20 protein-coding genes are annotated in these 19913 nt (G+C 52.0%); 3 read left to right on the top strand and 17 right to left on the bottom strand.

The window, feature by feature from the left end; translation table 11 throughout:
* Positions 1 to 8 precede the first annotated feature (8 nt).
* The 15 genes from eno to rpoE form a co-directional block, all read right to left on the bottom strand.
* A complete protein-coding gene (gene eno / locus J6J34_RS05890; protein ID WP_301720193.1) occupies positions 9 to 1304 on the bottom strand; it encodes a phosphopyruvate hydratase in 1296 nt (431 codons plus the stop codon).
* Positions 1305 to 1335: 31 nt separating this feature from the next.
* A complete protein-coding gene (locus J6J34_RS05885) occupies positions 1336 to 2973 on the bottom strand; it encodes a CTP synthase (protein ID WP_301720192.1) in 1638 nt (545 codons plus the stop codon).
* Between the two features lie 83 nt (positions 2974 to 3056).
* A complete protein-coding gene (gene mazG / locus J6J34_RS05880) occupies positions 3057 to 3890 on the bottom strand; it encodes a nucleoside triphosphate pyrophosphohydrolase (RefSeq protein WP_301773891.1) in 834 nt (277 codons plus the stop codon).
* Positions 3877 to 6060: a GTP diphosphokinase gene (gene relA, locus J6J34_RS05875; RefSeq protein ID WP_301720190.1), complete on the bottom strand. Its 2184-nt coding sequence runs from the start codon at positions 6058 to 6060 to the stop codon at positions 3877 to 3879. Before relA ends, mazG begins: the two co-directional genes overlap by 14 nt.
* Positions 6061 to 6062: 2 nt before the next feature.
* Positions 6063 to 7385 carry a methyltransferase domain-containing protein gene (locus J6J34_RS05870; protein WP_301898639.1) on the bottom strand — a complete coding sequence of 441 codons (1323 nt, stop codon included), beginning with the start codon at positions 7383 to 7385 and terminating at the stop codon, positions 6063 to 6065.
* 1 nt (position 7386) lies between these two features.
* The gene (gene pdxJ / locus J6J34_RS05865; protein WP_301835750.1) at positions 7387 to 8151 is read right to left on the bottom strand and encodes a pyridoxine 5'-phosphate synthase; all 765 of its coding nucleotides are present in this window, start codon (positions 8149 to 8151) and stop codon (positions 7387 to 7389) included.
* A 13-nt stretch (positions 8152 to 8164) separates the two neighbouring features.
* On the bottom strand, positions 8165 to 8869 hold the full coding sequence (gene recO, locus J6J34_RS05860) for a DNA repair protein RecO (RefSeq protein ID WP_301773885.1): 705 nt from the start codon (positions 8867 to 8869) through the stop codon (positions 8165 to 8167).
* Between the two features lie 5 nt (positions 8870 to 8874).
* Positions 8875 to 9789: a GTPase Era gene (gene era, locus J6J34_RS05855; RefSeq protein WP_301720185.1), complete on the bottom strand. Its 915-nt coding sequence runs from the start codon at positions 9787 to 9789 to the stop codon at positions 8875 to 8877.
* Positions 9789 to 10487 carry a ribonuclease III gene (gene rnc, locus J6J34_RS05850; protein ID WP_418055163.1) on the bottom strand — a complete coding sequence of 233 codons (699 nt, stop codon included), beginning with the start codon at positions 10485 to 10487 and terminating at the stop codon, positions 9789 to 9791. The genes era and rnc overlap by 1 nt, the downstream gene beginning before the upstream one ends.
* A gap of 2 nt (positions 10488 to 10489) precedes the next feature.
* A complete protein-coding gene (gene lepB / locus J6J34_RS05845; protein WP_301720184.1) occupies positions 10490 to 11416 on the bottom strand; it encodes a signal peptidase I in 927 nt (308 codons plus the stop codon).
* A gap of 14 nt (positions 11417 to 11430) precedes the next feature.
* The gene (gene lepA / locus J6J34_RS05840; RefSeq protein WP_301720183.1) at positions 11431 to 13242 is read right to left on the bottom strand and encodes a translation elongation factor 4; all 1812 of its coding nucleotides are present in this window, start codon (positions 13240 to 13242) and stop codon (positions 11431 to 11433) included.
* An 88-nt stretch (positions 13243 to 13330) separates the two neighbouring features.
* Positions 13331 to 13768 (bottom strand): SoxR reducing system RseC family protein, encoded by a 438-nt coding sequence (locus J6J34_RS05835; protein WP_301720182.1) that lies wholly within the window; start codon positions 13766 to 13768, stop codon positions 13331 to 13333.
* Positions 13769 to 13785: 17 nt separating this feature from the next.
* Positions 13786 to 14775 carry a MucB/RseB C-terminal domain-containing protein gene (locus tag J6J34_RS05830; protein ID WP_301835751.1) on the bottom strand — a complete coding sequence of 330 codons (990 nt, stop codon included), beginning with the start codon at positions 14773 to 14775 and terminating at the stop codon, positions 13786 to 13788.
* Entirely contained in the window at positions 14765 to 15397 is a 633-nt protein-coding gene (locus J6J34_RS05825) for a sigma-E factor negative regulatory protein (RefSeq protein WP_301720181.1), read from the bottom strand. Before J6J34_RS05825 ends, J6J34_RS05830 begins: the two co-directional genes overlap by 11 nt.
* An 18-nt stretch (positions 15398 to 15415) precedes the next feature.
* Positions 15416 to 15994 carry an RNA polymerase sigma factor RpoE gene (gene rpoE, locus J6J34_RS05820; RefSeq protein WP_301720180.1) on the bottom strand — a complete coding sequence of 193 codons (579 nt, stop codon included), beginning with the start codon at positions 15992 to 15994 and terminating at the stop codon, positions 15416 to 15418.
* 182 nt (positions 15995 to 16176) lie between these two features.
* Between rpoE and nadB the strand changes: the two genes are divergently transcribed.
* Positions 16177 to 17781: an L-aspartate oxidase gene (gene nadB / locus J6J34_RS05815; RefSeq protein ID WP_301773880.1), complete on the top strand. Its 1605-nt coding sequence runs from the start codon at positions 16177 to 16179 to the stop codon at positions 17779 to 17781.
* Here the strand turns inward: nadB and J6J34_RS05810 are convergent.
* Together J6J34_RS05810 and J6J34_RS05805 are read right to left on the bottom strand one after the other, a co-directional pair.
* Positions 17755 to 18027 carry a hypothetical protein gene (locus J6J34_RS05810; RefSeq protein ID WP_301720178.1) on the bottom strand — a complete coding sequence of 91 codons (273 nt, stop codon included), beginning with the start codon at positions 18025 to 18027 and terminating at the stop codon, positions 17755 to 17757. The two genes, nadB and J6J34_RS05810, sit on opposite strands and share 27 nt — an antisense overlap.
* 19 nt (positions 18028 to 18046) lie before the next feature.
* Positions 18047 to 18319 carry an FAD assembly factor SdhE gene (locus J6J34_RS05805; RefSeq protein ID WP_301720177.1) on the bottom strand — a complete coding sequence of 91 codons (273 nt, stop codon included), beginning with the start codon at positions 18317 to 18319 and terminating at the stop codon, positions 18047 to 18049.
* Positions 18320 to 18385: 66 nt separating this feature from the next.
* Between J6J34_RS05805 and ygfZ the strand changes: the two genes are divergently transcribed.
* Together ygfZ and J6J34_RS05795 are read left to right on the top strand one after the other, a co-directional pair.
* Positions 18386 to 19342, top strand: a complete 957-nt coding sequence (ygfZ, locus tag J6J34_RS05800; protein ID WP_335342628.1) for a tRNA-modifying protein YgfZ — start codon at positions 18386 to 18388, stop codon at positions 19340 to 19342.
* Positions 19339 to 19827, top strand: a complete 489-nt coding sequence (locus J6J34_RS05795; RefSeq protein WP_301720175.1) for an FKBP-type peptidyl-prolyl cis-trans isomerase — start codon at positions 19339 to 19341, stop codon at positions 19825 to 19827. Before ygfZ ends, J6J34_RS05795 begins: the two co-directional genes overlap by 4 nt.
* Positions 19828 to 19913 lie beyond the last annotated feature (86 nt).

The following is a 19913-nucleotide window of genomic DNA, read 5'->3' as shown; positions in this document are numbered from 1 at the left end:
ACTTGGGCTCAGTTCGCTGCGCGAACTTCACCGCGGCCCCGATACGGTGCGTTACCATTGAGCTCTTGCTCAATCCGTAACAGCTGGTTGTATTTAGCAACCCGATCAGAGCGACACAGCGAGCCAGTTTTTATTTGGCCAGCTGCAGTACCCACCGCCAGATCAGCGATGGTGGCATCTTCGGTTTCACCAGAACGGTGTGAAATCACGGCGGTAAAGCCCGCTTCATTGGCCATACGAATAGCGGCCAGAGTCTCACTTAAACTACCGATCTGATTGAACTTGATAAGAATCGAGTTACCGATAGCTTCGTCAATGCCGCGCTTGAGGATCTTGGTATTCGTCACAAACAGGTCGTCACCGACCAGCTGCACTGTGTCACCCAGACGCTCAGTCAGCACTTTCCAGCCGTCCCAGTCGCTCTCGTCCAAACCATCTTCAATAGAGATAATCGGATAGCGCTCACAAAGGCCCGCCAGATATTCGGCAAATTCCGCAGCAGTAAAAGATTTACCTTCACCGCTCAACTGATACTTGCCATCACGGTAAAATTCAGACGCGGCACAGTCCAGCGCCAGAGTAATGTCATCGCCCATGCGATAACCGGCTTTTTCGACCGCTTCAACGATAACCGTCAATGCCTCTTCGTTAGAGCTCAGGTTGGGGGCAAAACCACCCTCGTCACCTACCGCAGTACTTAAGCCGCGCTCTTGCAGGACTTTCTTCAGAGCATGAAAAACTTCAGCGCCCATGCGCAGCCCTTCACGGAAGTTCGCTGCACCCACGGGTTGAATCATGAACTCCTGAATGTCGACGTTATTGTCGGCATGCTCACCACCGTTAAGGATATTCATCATCGGCAGCGGCATGCTGTAATGACCGCTGGTGCCATTTAAATTCGCGATATGTGCGTATAACGGAATACCTGCACTGGCTGCCGCAGCTTTTGCAGCCGCAAGAGAGACCGCCAGAATCGCATTCGCGCCAAGCTTTTCTTTATTTTCCGTACCATCAAGGTCCAGCATACGCTGATCCAATTGCTGCTGGTCAGCAGCATCAAGGCCCTTCAGCTCAGCTGCAATACTGTCATTCACATTGGCAACGGCAGTTAATACCCCCTTGCCAAGATAGCGCGCTTTATCACCATCACGCAGTTCCAGTGCTTCGCGCGAGCCAGTCGAGGCTCCGCTAGGCGCTGCTGCGCGGCCCCAGTGGCCATCGTCAAGATGGACATCGACTTCGATGGTGGGGTTGCCGCGGGAATCCATGATCTCGCGAGCCACAATAGATTGAATTGTTGCCATGCTAATAGTCTCTTCCTCTTTGCAACGTTAGTTAACCGCGTTGCTGCTTCTGATACTTACCTGCAGCTTCAATAAAGCCGCGGAACAAAGGATGCCCATCACGAGGCGTCGAGGTAAATTCCGGATGAAATTGCGCAGCGACGAACCAGGGATGCTCAGGTATCTCGACAATTTCGACCAGGCGATTGTCGTGAGACCAGCCGGAAATCTTCAGGCCGGCAGCTTCCAGACGCTCAACGTAATGTTCGTTCACTTCGTAACGATGACGGTGACGTTCACGAATGACATCTTCACCGTAAAGATCGCGCGCACGACTACCCGCAACCAGATTGCACGGCTGCGCGCCCAGGCGCATCGTACCGCCGAGATCTGAATGTTGGTCACGCAATTCTTTCTGACCTTTTGCATCCATCCACTCGGTGATCAGTCCGACCACGGGATGTTCTGTTTTGTCATCAAATTCGGTACTGTTCGCTGCCGTTAAACCGGCCACATTACGAGCGTATTCAATCAGCGCGATTTGCATGCCCAGACAGATACCAAGGTAGGGGATTTTATGCTCACGGGCATATTGCGCGGCCATGATTTTACCGCGGATACCGCGCTCACCGAAGCCACCCGGAACGATGATCGCATCAACATCGGCAAGTTTTGCAACACCTTTGGTCTCAACATCCTGAGCATCGATATAGCGAATATTAACCGTTAAGCGATTTTTTAACCCCGCATGGGCCAAAGCCTCGTTAACTGATTTATAGGCATCAGGCAGCTCAATGTACTTACCGACAAAGCCTACGGTTACTTCACCGCTTGGATTAGACTCCTGATACAGTACTTGCTCCCACTCGGCCAAGTCTGCTTCCGGACGATCGAGTCGGAAACGATTGACCACAAGTTCGTCAAGTCCCTGCGATTTCAGAATAGCGGGGATTTTATAGATGCTGTCGACATCCTTTAAGCCAATGACTGCACGCTCTTCAACGTTAGTAAACAGCGCAATCTTGGCGCGTTCGTTGGCCGGTAAGGCACGGTCTGAACGACAGACAAGAATGTCCGGTTGAATGCCGATAGAGCGTAACTCTTTCACTGAGTGCTGCGTCGGCTTGGTTTTAACTTCGCCCGCCGCGCCAAGAAACGGCACCAGCGTTAAGTGCATAAACAAAGTGTGATCGCGCGTGACTTCAGTGCCGAGCTGGCGGATCGCTTCAAGAAAAGGTTGCGACTCGATGTCGCCCACGGTACCGCCGATCTCAATGATGGCAATATCGTAACCCTTACCACCTTCAACAATACGGCGCTTAATTTCATTGGTAATGTGTGGAATCACCTGAATGGTGGCACCCAGAAACTCACCACGACGTTCGCGACGAATAATATCTTCGTATACACGGCCGGCCGTAAAGTTGTTCTTCTTGGTCATACGGGTGCGGATAAAGCGCTCGTAATGGCCTAAGTCGAGATCGGTTTCCGCACCATCTTCGGTGACAAAAACTTCACCATGCTGAATCGGGCTCATTGTGCCCGGATCCACATTGATGTACGGATCAAGTTTGAGGATTGTGACCTGTAAGCCACGTGCTTCGAGAATTGCCGCCAGTGAAGCTGCAGCAATACCTTTGCCCAGCGAAGATACTACACCGCCGGTGACGAAAATATAATTAGTTGTCATGCGAAACCTAAGTCGTCAGGTTAAATAAGGGAATTGCTTCAAGACGGGAAAACAGTATACCTTAAGCACTGAATTCCGACAATTTAAAATTCATCGGATTGCAATCGGCGCTTTACCTGTTGCCACTCGTCTTCTAATTCCGCCAGGCTCAGCTGCTCCGCACTACGGCCCTGTTCGGCCAGTCGGCGCTCGATTGCCTGGAAACGTTGTTTAAACTTTAAATTCGTGCGCCGCAGCGCATGCTCTGGATTCACCTGAGCATGCCGCGCCAGATTGACCACCGCGAACAGGACATCACCGATCTCATCTGCCAGTGCTTGCTGATCCAGTTCTGCGGCATTGAGTTCAGCTTCGACTTCAGCGATCTCTTCTTGTATTTTGTCCAGTACCGGCGTCACGCTGGGCCAGTCAAACCCAACATTCGCGGCGCGTTTCTGTAATTTTTGCGCCAGCAGAATACTTGGCAAATTATCGGGTATACCGGCAAAAACGGAAGCGTCAGCGCCTTGGTCCGCGCGCTCTTGTTGCTTAATTTGTTCCCACTGCGCTTTGATCTCCGCATCGCTTTGCGCCTGTGTCTCACCGAAGACGTGTGGATGACGGCGAATCAGCTTATCGGCTGTCTGTTGCGCTACCTCATCAAAGCTGAACTTGCCCTGCTCCTGCGTCAATTGGGTGTAAAACACGACCTGAAAGAGCAAATCGCCAAGCTCATCTTTAATCGCATCATCGTCGCCCTCAGTGATCGCTGCAGCTACCTCGTAAGCTTCTTCGATAGTGTAGGGAATTAAACTACTCAAGCTTTGCTTTAAATCCCAAGGGCAACCCGTTTCTGGATCTCGTAAGCGCCGCATCACTGCAAGTAACGCATCGACACCAGAGTAATTGTCTTGTTGTTCTGACTTAACTGTTTCCACTACGTTCTACCTTATGAATTCCTTTCACCTGCAACAGCCGCGCGATGATCCGTTGCAAGCTGGTTTGATTCTCAATAAACAGGCCCAGCGAAATACGTGCCTGATGGGTCGCATCATCTGACTGCGAGTCCAATTGCGCAACACTGGTTTTTTCATTGGCAAGGATCGCGGTAATATCATGCAATAAACCATTCCTATCATCAGCGTCTAGCTGTAGGTTGGCGCGATAGCGGCCATGATCCGTGCGGCTCCAGCTGACCTGCAAGCCACGCTCCGGATGCACCTCCAACAAGTGTTTCAGTTGCTCACAGGCGCGATGATGCACGGAAACCCCGCGTCCCTGAGTAACAAAACCCATGATTGGTTCGCCAGGGAGAGGCTGACAGCACTTGGCAAACTGCACCATCAGATTACCAATCCCCTGCACACTGACATCGCTTTGCTTGCCGGCTTTACGCTGGGATTTTCGTTGCAGCCGCTCCAACCGCTCGCTGGTGGTATCCGCAGCAGGTTTGAGCTGATTGACCACCTGATTCAAACGCACATCACCGGCACCAATCGCGGCGAGCAGGTCATCCAGTTGGTTAAAATTGAAACGATCAAGAACGGTGCTGGCCTGACTTAATGGGATCTCAAATTTGTTCAGTTCAGCTTCCAGCAACTCGCGTCCCGCTTTCAGGTTTTTATCCCGGTCCAGCTTTTTGAAATAGGTCACGACTTTACTGCGCGCTCGCGAGGTACGTAGGTAACCCAATGCAGGATTAAGCCAGTCACGGCGAGGTTTTACCGCCTTTTGCGTGAGGATCTCAACGCGTTGGCCATTTTTCAGGGTGTAAGTAAAAGGCACGATATGCCCATCTACCTTCGCGCCAACGCAACGGTGACCGACCTGGGAATGGATGTAGTACGCAAAGTCCAGCGGCGTTGCCCCTTGCGGCAAGTCAATGACCTCCCCTTTGGGGGTAAAGACATAGACACGATCTTCAAACACCTGCGAACGGATCTCTGCGACCAGCTCATCATTCTCGGCCATGTCTTCATGCCAGGCCAGTAACTTACGCAGCCACGCGATTTTCTCTTCGAAGCCACCTGTTTTACTGGCGGCCCCCTCTTTGTAAAGCCAGTGCGCAGCCACGCCAAGTTCAGCGTCATCATGCATGGCCTGAGTACGGATCTGGATCTCCACATGCTTTTCTTCCGGTCCAATCACGACCGTATGAATCGACTGGTAACCGTTGGCCTTGGGTGTGGCAATATAATCGTCAAATTCAGACTGAATATGCCGACATTGGCTGTGTACAACACCCAACGCCGCATAACAGTCTTTTAGGGATTGCGTAATGATTCGCACCGCACGGATATCGTAGAGCTGCTCGAAGCTGAGGTGCTTCTTCTGCATTTTTCGCCAAATCGAGTAAATATGCTTTGGTCGCCCGTAAACATCCGCCGCTACGCCCTCATGGGCCAACTCCTGCCCCAGATTCGCGACAAAATGTTCAATATACTCTTCACGATCCAAGCGTCGTTCATGCAGCTGACTGGCGATACTCTTGTAGGTCTGCGGATGCAGGTAACGAAACGCCAGATCCTCTAACTCCCACTTCAGCTGGCCAATACCCAGCCGGTTCGCTAACGGCGCGTAGATGTCCTGACACTCCTTGGCCACCAGCACCCGGGTTTCTTCGTCATCGTTTTTGACTTCCCGCAAGCGGCAAATCCGCTCTGCTAGTTTTATAAGTACCGCCCGAACATCGGCCACCATCGACAGTAGCATGCGTCTGACATTATCAATCTGTTCAACGTTTGGCTTGCCGTGCTGGAAATGTTGCAGGTCGCTGATCATCTGCATTTGTTGCACAGCATCCAGCAGTTGCACCAGCTCCGTCAGCTCGGGATGCTGGTGTTGCAGTTGCTCGGCGGTGATGCAATTGGCCTGGTAGGCAGGACTGTACAGTGCGGCCAGTAATGAGTCAGGATCAAGGTTGAGCGCGGCCAGAATTTCCACCATCTCCTGCCCTTTTACCAGCAGTTCAGGATGGTCTTGTAGCCGCTTGAGTAGTAGCTGATGATGGGCCGTCAGTTGTGCTTTGAGTTCGCTTGCAGCGACATGCTGCAACCAATCACCGTGTTGCTCAGGCTTATCAACATGGGTACTGCGCACATGGACCACAGCTATGTCTCCCGTTCAAACCAAGTCAGGCATTCAATGTGATGGGTTTGCGGAAACATGTCAACGATTTGCGCGCGTTTGAGCCGATATCCGGCGGCGAATAAATGCCGGGCATCGCGAGCCAGTGTATCCGCAGCGCAGGAGACGTAGACCACACGTTCGGGCTGGCGTTGCGCAACTTCGCTAATAGCATGCGCAGCACCTGCCCGGGCAGGGTCTAAAAAGACTTTATTAAACTCTATAGTGCCCCAGTCATAATTCTGCCAGGGTTGCTCAAGATCAGCGTGTTGGGCAGTAATAGACAAGTTGGCGCGACTGGCATTTGCAGTTAAACGCTCCACCATCGACGGCACCCCTTCTATCGCGGTGACTCGCGCGCCGCTGCGGGCAATCGGCAGACTGAAGTTACCGCTGCCAGCGTAAAGTTCTAACACATGATCTCCCGGCCCCGGCGCTAACCAGGCTAATGCCTGTTCCACCATCAGCGGGCTAAGCTCACCGTGGGCCTGTAAGAAGTCTCCTGGCTGAAACGACACTTCGGTCTGCCAGCTGGCATACCGGGGCAACTCTTGCCCGGCGAGTAACGGCTGAGGGGCAGTCTCACCACAGTGCAGCCAGACGTCGACACCATGATTCTGAGAGAACTCAAGCAGTTGCCTGTGATCTTTTGCAGATACCGGATTTTTTAAACGCAGTAGCAAGCAACAGCTGTTGGTCGTCATCAACTCCACGTGGCCAAGTTGGGCAATCAGGTCCAGTTGCGGCAAGAATTTGCGTAACGGTTGCAGTAAGCGGGTCAGTGCAGTGTCACTGATCAGGCAGTCACTGATTTCGACGATGGCCTTGCTGTTGGCCTGACGCAGGCCTAATTTGAAGTTCCGGCGTTTGCTGTCCCAGTGACAGGCCAGACGCAGCCGCCGCCGGTAGCGCCAGTCAGCGCCAGTTAAGGGAGCTTGCCAACAGTCAATGTCATGCCCGGCAAATTTAGCAAAGAGTTCACTGACCACTTGCTGCTTGTGCTGCCGTTGTCTGCTGAGTGCCAGGTGCTGTAAATCACAGCCACCGCACTGCTCATAATAAGGACAATCTGGCGTGACCCGAGCCGGCGCGGGCTGCTTCACCTGAATCAGTTTGCCCTGCCATTTGCCCTGCGGCTGAAAGTCGATAAGCTCATCGGTAAGCGCTCCGGCAATAAAGCGGACCCCCTTACTCTCGCGCACAATGCCGCGCCCCTGATGATCAAGGCCACTGACACTGGCATTCCGCTTTATGGGTTGCTCGGCAGGCTTGCTGCGACCGCGCTGGGGACGATAAAACTGCGCCACCTCAGCTTTTCACACTCAGCGCTCGAGCACCAAGCATAAGCGTTTTCATATCCCGTACGGCCTGATCCAGACCTACCAATACCGCTCGGGCAATAATCGCATGGCCAATGTTTAATTCTTCCAGCTCGGGTAGCGCCGCTACTGAAGCAGTATTGTGATAATTCAGCCCGTGCCCGGCATTCACCCGAAAGCCGGCAGCTTGCGCATATTTTGCTGCGTCATGCAGCAATACCAGGCTCCGATGTTGCTCAGCAAGTTGCGTCTGCTCCGCATAATGGCCGGTATGCAATTCAACCAGCTTCGCTCCGGTCTTAAGGGCTGCATCCAATTGTTTTTTATCAGGATCAATAAATAACGAAGTCTCAATTCCTTCTTCGGCCAAGCGCTCCACAGCGGCTTTAATTTTATCCTGCTGTTTAATCACATCTAAGCCACCTTCGGTGGTCAGTTCCTCACGTTTCTCGGGCACCAGACAGACGTAGGTTGGCTTTATCCGACAAGCGGTATCCAGCATTTCGTCGGTCACGGCCATTTCTAAATTCATGCGCGTCTGCAAAGTTTCTGCCAGCATCTCAACGTCACGATCAGTAATGTGACGACGGTCTTCACGCAAGTGGATGGTAATACCGTCTGCACCAGCTTGTTCGGCTAGCGCGGCGGCGGTCACCGGGTCCGGATAGGCCACGCCGCGGGCATTGCGCACTGTCGCCACGTGGTCAATATTTACGCCAAGTAAAATCGTCTTGCCTGGAGCTGCTAAATGCATCGTCGATTCCTTACTATTTTGTCTGTTGTGAGAGCTGCGAAAGCTGCGTAAAAAGCTGCCGGCTTTTCAGTGGTTGCTCGCCGAGATAAGGACGCAGCGCCTGACGCATGATGATTTTCATTAAGTTTAGCAGGCTTGGATCGCTGAGCTCAAATGTCGCCAGTTGCTGGATCCGGGCACCGATAAGAGCGCCGCTGCGCTCTTGCTCCACCCGCATAAACCCCTGTTCTGCGGCGAATCGATAATACCCCCCGGCAGCAATAGCCATACCCTGCTCATCGTGAAACCAGTCAAAGCCGTGGCCCAGGTGACATAGCAATCGCCATTCAAACTCACGTAAAGCAGGCTCGACCTGAGTCGACGTCGCCAGCTGCCTTAACGCCTGTTGATAGTCCTCAAACAAGCCTTCGACAGGCTCATAATTAGAGGTTAACCGTTGCACCAGTTCGTTCAGGTAAAAGCCGCTATAAAGTGCTGTGCCGCGAAGGGGAAAGCTTTCGGCCGTAGCTTCGGCATGGGTCAGAGTCTGCAATTCATGGCGCCCTCTGGCGCTAATCAATAAAGGCGTGAAGGGCTGAAGAATCGCCCGCCACTGACTTTTCGGACGGCGGGCGCCTTTGGCAACGACCCGAAACCGGCCTTGCTCACGACTAAACACCTCAACAATTAAACTTGAGTCCTGATAGGGCCAGCGATGCAATACAAAAGCTGGTTCCACCGGCGTTAATCCTCGTTGTAACCCAGGCTACGCAAGGCGCGTTCGTCATCGGCCCAGCCAGACTTCACTTTGGCCCAAAGCTCTAAGTGAACTTTGCCACCAATTAATTTTTCGATATCACGACGGGCTTCACTGCCGACAGTTTTCAGCTTGCTGCCACCCGCGCCAATGACCATGCGCTTCTGCCCTTCACGCTCAACCAGGATGAGCGCATTGATATGGGTGGTACCTGAGGGTGCCGTTTGAAAGCGTTCAATCTCTACTGTGGTGCTGTAGGGCAATTCATCACCGGTGAAGCGCATCAGCTTCTCACGGATTATTTCCGCTGCCATAAAGCGCAGCGAGCGGTCGGTAACGTAATCTTCAGGGTAATGGTGAGCGCCCGGTTTCGCATAGTTGTGGACCAGTTGCCGCAAAGCTTCCACCTGGTCGCCAGTTTTCGCGGACAAGGGGATAATTTCGGCAAATTGATGACGACCCGCCAGCTTCTGTAACAAGGGTAACAAGGCCCCTTTGTCTTTAATCTGATCAATCTTATTGACGACCAGAATAATCGGGCGCGACGTTTTCGCCAGCTTTGCCAGCACCAGATCATCATCCTCGGTCCAGCGCTCTGCTTCAACCACAAATAACACCGCTTCAACGCCGCTCATGGAACTGCTGGCGGCACGGTTCATCATCCGGTTAATCGCTTTCTTCTCGTCTTTATGTAACCCCGGTGTGTCTACGTAAACGATTTGACGGTCACCCTCAGTTTCGATGCCAAGAATGCGATGCCGCGTGGTTTGCGGTTTACTCGAAGTGATGCTTATTTTTTGCCCAAGGATCCGGTTCAATAAAGTTGATTTGCCAACATTCGGCCGGCCCACGATGGCGACGAACGCAGAGGCAGATGCGGATTCTGGGATTTCATTGCTCATTAGTTACCTTGCTCCTGCGTTTGCAGTAGTTCTAAAGTTTGTGCCGCGGCCTGTTGTTCGGCTTTACGGCGGCTGGTGCCGCTGCCCAGGACCGGCTCAGCAAGCAGTTCCGTGGTGCAACTCACCGTGAATCTTTGATTATGCGCCTGGCCTTGAATAGTGACCACATCATACAGCGGCAATGGCAATTGCTTACCTTGCAGGTACTCCTGCAGCCGGGTTTTTGGATCTTTATGCCCAGCGCCGGGCTTAATGTGATTAAGCTGTTCTTTATACCAGTTTAAGACCACTTTACGACAGGTGGCCAGGTCACTTTCCAGGTACATGGCCCCCAACAAAGCTTCCACAGCATCGGCCAGAATAGACTCACGGCGATGGCCGCCGCTTTTCATTTCACCGGGGCCCAACCACAAATGCCGGCCCAGTTGAAACTTTTGCGCCAGTTTCGCCAGCGAGCGACCACAGACCAGCGTCGCCCGCATCCGGCTCAGATCGCCTTCGTCGATCTGCGGAAAGCGCTCAAATAGCGCTTCACTGATGATGATGCCCAGTACTGAATCGCCCAGAAACTCAAGACGTTCGTTATGTTGAGCATTCGCACTACGGTGCGTCAACGCTTGCTGAAAGCGTTCACGATTCTGAAAAGTATAGCCAAAGGCTTGTTCTAACTCACTCAATGGTGGCTTTGGTAAGCTCACTGTTACTCTACCCCGCCTAAGCGTTGCCAGCGAATACCGCTTGGAATCCACGTCGGTAGCCAGCTTGACGCGGGCCTGTCCATCTCAAAACTCATCCAGATAAATTCTGCGCGACCGACCAGGTTTTCTTCCGGAACAAAGCCCCAGTAGCGACTGTCCTCGGAATTATCGCGGTTATCGCCCATAACAAAATAGGCTCCTTCGGGCACGAGCCATTCATCCCGGGCAGTACCTTGCTGTTGAAAATAATAACGTTCGCGTCCGCCCACCGTTGGGTCGACCAAGGTCGCATGACTGGTCGCGCCAAGCTTCTCTTCGAAACGTTGTAGCGGCGTAGCACCGTTAAAATAAAACGCATCAGAACGCGTCATATTGCGCTCAATAACCTGCAACGGCGGACACTCGTTCTGCACCTCAGTCTCGCAAGAGGGTTCAATATAGAGGGTCTTGTTCCGGTATATAATACGGTCGCCTGGCAAGCCGACCACACGCTTTATGAAGTCAAGGCTAGGCTCTGGCGGATACTTAAATACGGCGATGTCACCACGCTCTGGCTCGGCCAGTTCCAGCAATTCATGGCGCCAAATTGGATCGCGCAGGCTGTAGCTGAATTTCTCCACCAGAATAAAATCCCCTTCCAGTAACGTCGGCATCATCGACGCCGACGGAATTCGGAAGGGTTCGTAGAAGAACGAGCGCAGGATCAGAATGACAAACAAAATCGGGAACACCGACTGGGCAAATTCTGCCACGTTGCCTTGGGGTGCCAGGCGTTGTCTGGCATCTTCATCGAGCGTTTGTTGCAAGCGACGCTCTTCATCACCGATACGCTGTTGCCGTTTAGGCTTTAAGAACCTGGCATCAACCAGCCAGATGAGTCCCGCGAAAATTGTGACGACCGTAAGCAGTACCGAATAAAAGTTTGCCATGCTAAGCCTTGTTGTTATTTCCCTACTTTGAGCACCGCGAGGAATGCCTCTTGCGGTACTTCAACATTCCCCAACTGTTTCATCCGCTTTTTACCTTCTTTCTGCTTCTGTAACAGTTTCTTCTTCCGACTCACGTCACCACCATAACATTTGGCAGTCACATTCTTACGTAACTGTTTGACCGTTGAACGGGCAATGACGTGATTACCAATGGTAGCCTGAATGGCGATATCAAACATCTGCCGCGGGATCAGTTCACGCATTTTTTCAACCAGCTCACGTCCACGTCCCTGCGAGTTGTCGCGGTGCGTAATCATTGCCAGTGCATCGACGCGGTCGCCATTGATAAGTACATCAACCCGCACCATATCTGCTTCCTGGAACCGCTTGAACTGGTAATCCAGAGAGGCATAACCGCGTGAGGTTGACTTCAGACGGTCGAAAAAGTCCATGACCACTTCTGCCATGGGCAATTCGTAGGTCACCGCAACCTGTTTACCGTGGTAAGCCATTTTTGTTTGCACACCACGTTTATCAACACAAAGCGTGATGACATTGCCCAGGTATTCCTGCGGCACCAGAATATTGGCTTCGACAATAGGTTCGTAAATGGTTTCAATATCATTCACTGCTGGCAAATTGGTCGGATTATCGACGCTGACTTCTGAGCCGTCGGTTTTGACAACTTTATAAACCACGGTCGGCGCCGTGGTGATCAAATCAATATCGTATTCCCGCTCCAGCCGTTCCTGAATGATTTCCATGTGCAACATGCCCAGGAAACCACAACGGAAACCAAAGCCGAGTGCCGAGGAGTTCTCCGGCTCATAAAACAGCGAGGCATCATTTAACGAAAGTTTGCCCAGTGCATCCCGGAAGTTTTCGTAGTCGTCCGACGAGATTGGGAACATGCCCGCATAAACTTGCGGTTTGACCTTTTTGAAACCAGGCAATGGCTTTTCTGCTGGAGTCTTCGCCAGTGTCAGGGTATCGCCGACGGGCGCACCGAGGATATCCTTGATACCGGCAATCACAAAACCTACTTCGCCACAGCGCAAAATACCTGTTTCCGTAGGTTTAGGAGAAAAGAAGCCGACTTTATCAATTTGATGGCTCTGTCCGGTCGACATGACTTTCATCTTGTCGCCTGCACGTAAAGTCCCGTTTTTCACCCGTACCAGTGACACAACGCCCTGATAGTTATCAAACCAGGAATCGATAATCAATGCTTGCACAGGTGCTGTCGGATCGCCCTGAGGGGGTGGGATCTGCCGTACCAGACGCTCCAACACTTCGTTAATACCTACACCAGTCTTTGCCGAGCACTGCACAGCATCAATAGCTTCAATACCAACAATATCTTCAATTTCTTCTGCCACCCGCATAGGGTCAGCCTGCGGCAAGTCAATTTTGTTCAGCACCGGGACCACTTCGAGGTCCATTTCGATTGCGGTATAACAATTTGCCAGGGTCTGAGCTTCGACCCCCTGCGCCGCATCAACTACCAGCAACGCACCTTCACAACCAGCTAAGCTGCGCGAGACTTCATAAGAGAAGTCCACGTGTCCAGGGGTATCAATGAAGTTCAGCTGATAGGTTTCGCCGTCTTGGGCGGTATAATGTAAGGTGACACTTTGTGCTTTGATGGTAATGCCACGTTCACGCTCAAGATCCATTGAGTCAAGCACCTGTGATGCCATCTCGCGATCGGTTAACCCGCCGCAGTCCTGAATCAGTCGGTCAGAAAGTGTGGATTTACCATGATCAATATGCGCAATAATCGAAAAATTTCGAATGTTTTCTTGCTTAAACGCCCGTTCTGGCATTCATGCCCCCGCAACTACAAAATGAAATACGTGAATAACCGACGATCATACTGATAATACGGCTCAGAACAAAGGATTTTCGGGGATTTCAGTGCATTTGTTGCACTTGTAGCAACTGACTCACCTTAACATCACGCATCTGGAACCAGCGTTTTAATCCCCAGAACGAACCGGCAAAGCCAACTAACGACAATAGAATGGCGCTACCCTCGCTCATGCCCAGCAGCAGTTGTGCAATCAGCGCAGTGCCCAGCAGGGCCAGCAAAGGAACGCCGTAGATCAGTAGCGAGGCTCTGGTCAGCATTTGTTCCGGTAACAATAATTCGATTTGTTCACCAGGTTTAAACTGCATACCGGCCGGTTTTGCCACGCGAAATTCCGCGCGCCGATCAGAAAATGCTTTGGAGATAATACCTGCCCCACAATTCGACTGCTGTGCGCAGCCCGAACAGCCCGATTTTAACTCGGTCGTAACCAGCAAGCTGTCGGCTTCGATGGCTTGGACGATGGCAATTTCTCTAATCATTGAGGCTATCCATTGAATTAGTTCGCCGTTTGCATGCTTTCCGCAATGCGTTGCAGCGTGCCGACAGGCAGTTTGCCAACCACGGTGATGGCAAAATCCCCTTTATTAAGATTAAACAATGACTCCGGACCCTGTAAGGCCAGTTCCGGCAGTGCTTGTTGTTGGCTGTTGCTGACGTAAACTGAAACTTCTGTCAGGCCATCGGTGTACAGAAAATAATCTGTGGGTAGACGGGTCTCGGCCACCCGCCGGTGACTCGAACGCAACAGCTCGAAACCAGCCGGCATCCACGTGGGTTCCAGCGTAAATTGCGGTGGTTCTTGATTACGTATCTCATGCAGACGTGGTGGCCGTGGCACACCACGTAAATCGCTTAAGCTGATCGGCATGGACTCACGTTCGGTAAAGGTGGTGAGCTGAATTTGCTCCAGCACTTCGCCCTGCGGAGTCGTCATCTGCATCTTCAGCAACATGCCGCTTTTCCGATCGATCCACAAACCATAGTGATAACGATCATTATCACGGCTTAAAATCCGTAGAAAGTAGGTCGCCCGGCCTGTCACTCGCATACCACGATCAACCAGCACCTGATAATGCGGTTGCAGCTGCTCAAACGGCTGGTAGAAGGCTGCGGGAAGTAAGCCGTAGGTGACATCGCTATGCAGAGTATAGGAACTGTCGCTCGGCTGGGAATAATAGGACGTATCATCGCCAATCCGCACACTGCGAACATCGGCGCCATTTAAACGCACCACCAGCTCAACTTCCAGGCCGTCCTCATAGACACCATGCAACCAAGTCATCGGTTCCAGACGAGCACCGCTACTTTTCACCAGGGTGGCTTCAAAATTGAGTTCGCGCAAGGCCGTCGACATCTGATTAAACCAGTATTCGGCGGAAGACGCTGGAGCTTGAACGGCAGGAGTTTGTGCAACAACCTGTAGGGGGGTTATAGAGCCAAGCAGGAGCAGCCCGGCAAGGCTGCCCCGCCAAATCTTATTGGTCATTCCCGGTGGCTGGGTTGTCTGCGTCCGGTTGGCTATCCGCTTGTGCTTTAGAATTTGTTTCAAGATTCTCATTTAACTGCTGCGCCTGCAATGAAAGCTGAAGTTGCTGTTGATGATCCAACATATAGGATTGCAGCAAACGGCTTTGCTGCGCAAGCTCTGCTTGCGTGGGTTCGTTGGATTGCAGCACAGTATTGTAACTGACTGGGTTACGGCCACCAATAGGTGCGGTCGCAAATGCCGGCTGCACAGTTTCTTCCGGTGCTACCGGATTGGCTTGCTGCACGGACAACACGGCAACTAGAGCGACACTCGCCGCAATGGCAACACTACCCGCCGGTGCGAACCAGCGTTGCATGGTTTTCTTGCCAAACCGACCTTGCACAACCTTGGCAGGTTTTGCTTCAGCGCTTACCTGGGCGGCTACAGCGGCGCTGATATCAAGCGGTTGATGCGTTTCCGCATCTCCTTTCATCACTCGACCTATCAGCGCATAACGCCCCCACACTTGCTGTGCTTCGGTGTCGCTTAACAATGTATCCAGCTCTTGCTCCTGTTCGCGCGACGTTTCACTCGCGTTGTCCAGCAGTGCTGATAATTGTTCGTAGCTACGGTTTGTCATAGGGTTTCCTTTAATAATTTAGCGCTCTAATAAGGGTTTTAACTGCGCGTCGATTGCTTCTCGAGCCCGGAAGATGCGCGAACGCACAGTACCAATCGGGCAATCCATCTCGATTGCAATTTCTTCGTACCCTAGCCCCTCAATTTCACGTAATGTAATTGCTCTGCGAAGGTCATCCGGTAATGCATCTATCGTACGCATTACCACATCGCGAATTTCATCCGTCAGCAGTAAACTCTCTGGTGATGCCCCATCACGTAATGCACCCGCTCCCTCGTAATAGTCTGCATCTTCTGCATCGACATCCGAAGCAGGCGGCTTACGCCCCTGGGACACCAAATAATTCTTCGCAGTATTCACGGCAATGCGATACAACCATGTGTAGAACGCACTATCACCGCGAAAGTTCCCTATTGCACGATAAGCTTTGATAAATGCTTCCTGCGCGACATCCGGAACATCTGCTGCCTGTTTAACGTAACGTGAAATCAGGCTCATTACTTTGTGCTGATATTTTTTCACCAGCAGGTCAAATGCTTGCTGGTCCCCCTGCTGCACACGCAGTACCAGGGCTTTATCAGTATCTTGTTCGCTCATCTGAGCCTGTTCTCCTCAACCCATATCTTGTACTGCGAACCAGGCCCAAGCTCTTTAATTTTACATCGTGCAAATTCAGACCTAAGCATTCGTAAAAAGTTCGCAAAAAAATTCTAAACGAGTAAAATCGTTCGCATTCCGTCGGCAAAACAGCGCTTTGCGCTCTACAAGCTCCCTACTTTATGGAACAAGTTATCAATTATCAATGCGACGTTCTTATCATCGGCAGCGGCGCTGCTGGTCTCACCCTGGCGTTACACCTCGCTGATCATGCTCAGGTTTTGGTGCTTTCAAAAGGCCCGCTAACTGAGGGCTCAACCTATTATGCGCAAGGTGGTATCGCTGCCGTCTTTGATGAAGATGATAGCATTGAAAGCCACATCCAGGATACGTTGGTCGCCGGTGCCGGGCTTTGCGACGCCGATGCAGTTGCGTTTACCACCTCAAACGCACGTAAAAGTTTACAGTGGTTAATTGATCTCGGGGTTGGCTTCGACCGCGTTGATGCCGCAGATAGTGAATCCAAATTTCATCTCAATCAAGAGGGTGGCCACAGCCACCGGCGTATTTTACATGCCGCCGACGCTACAGGTAAAGCGGTGCAGACCACCCTGGTTGGCCAGGTGAAGGCGCATCCGAACATCCGCATTCTGGAGCGCTACAATGCCGTTGATCTGATCACCAACCGCCAGACCCACAAACAGCAGCAGGTGTATGGTGCTTACATCTGGAATCGTAAAGCCGAGCAGGTAGAGACGGTTGCCGCTAAATTCGTCGCACTGGCGACCGGTGGCGCCAGTAAAGTCTATCAGTACACCTCGAATCCTGATGTTGCCAGTGGCGATGGCATTGCCATGGCATGGCGTGCCGGCTGCCGCGTTGCCAATATGGAATTTAATCAGTTTCACCCGACCTGTCTGTTCCATCCGAACGCACACTCGTTTTTGCTCACTGAAGCACTACGCGGTGAAGGAGCGGTACTGAAACGACCTGATGGTTCGCGCTTTATGCCGGACTTCCATGAGGCAGCTGAACTGGCGCCGCGGGACGTCGTCGCGCGAGCCATCGATTATGAAATGAAACGTCTCGGTGCCGACTGCATGTATCTGGATATCTCCCATCAGTCAGCGGATTTTATCCAAGAGCATTTCCCGACCATCTACGATAAGTGTCTGAGTCTTGGCATCGATATTACCCGCCAGCCCATGCCAGTCGTCCCCGCCGCGCACTATACCTGCGGTGGCGTAATGACCGACCTCGACGCACATACGGATCTCCCGCACCTGTATGCCATCGGTGAAGTCGCATACACCGGCTTACACGGCGCCAACCGCATGGCCAGCAACTCCCTACTTGAGTGCCTGGTGTTTGCCCAGGCGGCCGCTGCAGATATCCTTAAACGCTTGCCCGAGGCACGCTTACATCTTGACCTACCCGGCTGGGATGAGAGTAAAGTCACAGATTCAGACGAAGAAGTCATCATCCAGCATAACTGGCATGAGCTGCGGTTATTTATGTGGGACTATGTTGGTATTGTGCGCACCAATAAACGTCTGGAACGCGCTTTACGCCGCATCGAACTGCTGCAGCAAGAAATCCATGAGTACTACAGCAATTTCCGCGTCAGTAATAATTTGCTGGAACTGCGGAACCTGGTGCAAGTGGCGGAATTGATCGTTCGCTCAGCAATGAGTAGAAAGGAAAGCCGCGGCTTACATTACAACCTGGATTACCGGGAAACGTCGGATTCCGCTTCGCCTTCAGTGCTCACGCCAGGCGAGAAATAGCCGTCGACATCGGGCAAACGCCTGCCCGTCGGTCCAGAACACACAACAGCACCACCAACGTGGTGCAACTTTGCTGTTACCAAAGTGGACACGCTCAAAACGCGCGAAAACCAACCATGGCGTCAGGAAAATAAAGCTCGGTTGTGCCAGCTGCAAGGGCGTAAAACTGTCCAGCCGCAACAGTTTTTTCTGCTCTGGGTCGACTCCCCAAACCGAGCTTGGCAGACCACACCAGCGCCAGGGCATCTGGCAGCATAACCACACTTCAGACTTTAACCCGGCTTAAAATGTAATCGACCATCCCTTTCAGTTCGGGGTCTTCACAGGCCTGATGGCCCATAAACCAGGCAAACAAGTCCGGGTCATCACAGGTTAACAAACGGCGAAACGCTTCCTGCTGCTGCTCATCCAAATCATCATAGGCCTCTTCCACAAAAGGCATAAAGAGCACGTCGAGTTCCAGCATGCCACGCCGGCAGGCCCAGCGTAATCGGTTCTTGTTGCGTAAAGTTTCAGCATTTTGTTGTAACTTTTGCATAGGATTTTATTGCGCCCCTTGTATCTCAAAAATCCGTCCCCACCTATCTGACATAGACGCCAAACAGTGAGGTTGATTGTGTTAACGACAGAGTTTACCAAAGCTCCTCCCGAATACGTAACTGTTTCCGTGGATGATCACGGGATAATTCAAGTTTCGGGATCTGATACAGAAAGCTTTTTACAAGGTCAGTTCACCTGTGATCTGGCTCAGCTGTCTGAAAATGATTGGCTTTTTGGTGCGCACTGCGACAACAAAGGCAAAGCCTTGAGTGTATTTCGGATCCTTCGGTATCGCGATGGCGTACTGATTGTGACGTCAAAACCTTCACTTGAAGCATCCTTAAACCAGTTGCAGAAGTATGGCGTCTTTAACAAGGTTGAGATCCGGGACGCAACCGCTGATTTCCAGCTGGTGGGTGTATTTGGCACCGCCGCCCCTGCCCGCCTGGCAGAACTGCTGGACACGCCGCTTCGCACTCCTGACAGCAACAGTGTCAGTCATTGCGAGGACGCCGAGGTGCTGAGCCTTGGCACCCATCCGGATCAATACCTGTGTCTGAATCGTGGCGAATCATTGCCGACCAATTCCGATTTGCGCTATTGGCAAGCGCTGGAAATCGAACGTGGCCGGCCGACCCTGTTTTCAGGTACAATACAAGAGTTCGTACCCCAAATGCTTAACGTTCAGGCACTGAACGGCATTAGTTTTAGCAAGGGGTGTTATATCGGCCAGGAGACGGTGGCCCGAATGAAATATTTGGGCAAGCAAAAGCGTGCACTCTTTCGTCTTAGTGGACACGGTAAGCAAGTTTCAACAGGTGCTACTGTTGAGCAACAGCTTGGTGAAAACTGGCGACGTGCAGGCACGGTAATAAATGCAGTGAACCGTGCTGACCAACATCTTGATGTGTTAGCCGTACTTCCGAGTGATATCGAAAGTACGACACCATTACGTATCAAAGATGATGACGCGAGTCTCCTGGAAATTTACCCACTGCCTTATCAATTGGATGAATCATGACTCAAACCATTAGCCAAGACAAAGTTGTCGGCATTCACTACACCGTGAAAACTGCCGAAGGACAAACGTTAGACCAGTCAAAAGAAGGTCAACCGTTGCAGTTTATCTTTGGTCGCGGCATGTTAATTAAAGGTCTCGAAGACGCGCTTGCAGGTAAATCCGAGGGCGATAAATTCACTGCGGACATCGACCCTGAAAATGCTTACGGCGAGCGTCACGACGGTCTGATCCAGACTGTACCGCGCAACCTGTTTGGCGACAACCCTGTTGAGCCAGGTATGCAATTCCGTGCCAGCACGGATCACGGCGAGCAGTCTGTTATCATCGTAGAAGTTAACGATGATCAGGTCACTGTCGACGGTAACCACCCATTAGCAGGCGCTGCGCTAAACTTTGACGTTGAAGTTGTCGAAGTTCGCGATGCAGATCCAAGCGAACTGGAACATGGTCACGTGCACACTGACGGCGACCACGATCACGCGTAAGCCACCCGGCTTTTGCTGATTGCGAGAAAGCGCATCCGCGGATGCGCTTTTTTTGTATCTGCAGCCTTGCCATTAAATCTTCGCCG

Origin of the sequence: Pseudidiomarina terrestris (assembly GCF_030466405.1) — a bacterium.
Taxonomy (GTDB): domain Bacteria; phylum Pseudomonadota; class Gammaproteobacteria; order Enterobacterales; family Alteromonadaceae; genus Pseudidiomarina; species Pseudidiomarina terrestris.
This window is presented reverse-complemented; position numbering and strand designations above follow the sequence as displayed.

Excerpts from the sequence above, each read along its gene's own strand:
- eno (WP_301720193.1), bottom strand. The coding sequence starts at position 1,304 with ATGGCAACAATTCAATCTATTGTGGCTCGCGAGATCATGGATTCCCGC.
- lepB (WP_301720184.1), bottom strand. The coding sequence starts at position 11,416 with ATGGCAAACTTTTATTCGGTACTGCTTACGGTCGTCACAATTTTCGCG.
- pdxJ (WP_301835750.1), bottom strand. The coding sequence starts at position 8,151 with ATGCATTTAGCAGCTCCAGGCAAGACGATTTTACTTGGCGTAAATATT.
- era (WP_301720185.1), bottom strand. The coding sequence starts at position 9,789 with ATGAGCAATGAAATCCCAGAATCCGCATCTGCCTCTGCGTTCGTCGCC.
- lepA (WP_301720183.1), bottom strand. The coding sequence starts at position 13,242 with ATGCCAGAACGGGCGTTTAAGCAAGAAAACATTCGAAATTTTTCGATT.
- J6J34_RS05830 (WP_301835751.1), bottom strand. The coding sequence starts at position 14,775 with ATGACCAATAAGATTTGGCGGGGCAGCCTTGCCGGGCTGCTCCTGCTT.
- J6J34_RS05810 (WP_301720178.1), bottom strand. The coding sequence starts at position 18,027 with ATGCCCTGGCGCTGGTGTGGTCTGCCAAGCTCGGTTTGGGGAGTCGAC.
- J6J34_RS05795 (WP_301720175.1), top strand. The coding sequence starts at position 19,339 with ATGACTCAAACCATTAGCCAAGACAAAGTTGTCGGCATTCACTACACC.
- nadB (WP_301773880.1), top strand. The coding sequence starts at position 16,177 with ATGGAACAAGTTATCAATTATCAATGCGACGTTCTTATCATCGGCAGC.
- J6J34_RS05885 (WP_301720192.1), bottom strand. The coding sequence starts at position 2,973 with ATGACAACTAATTATATTTTCGTCACCGGCGGTGTAGTATCTTCGCTG.
- J6J34_RS05805 (WP_301720177.1), bottom strand. The coding sequence starts at position 18,319 with ATGCAAAAGTTACAACAAAATGCTGAAACTTTACGCAACAAGAACCGA.
- J6J34_RS05825 (WP_301720181.1), bottom strand. The coding sequence starts at position 15,397 with ATGACAAACCGTAGCTACGAACAATTATCAGCACTGCTGGACAACGCG.
- J6J34_RS05835 (WP_301720182.1), bottom strand. The coding sequence starts at position 13,768 with ATGATTAGAGAAATTGCCATCGTCCAAGCCATCGAAGCCGACAGCTTG.
- rpoE (WP_301720180.1), bottom strand. The coding sequence starts at position 15,994 with ATGAGCGAACAAGATACTGATAAAGCCCTGGTACTGCGTGTGCAGCAG.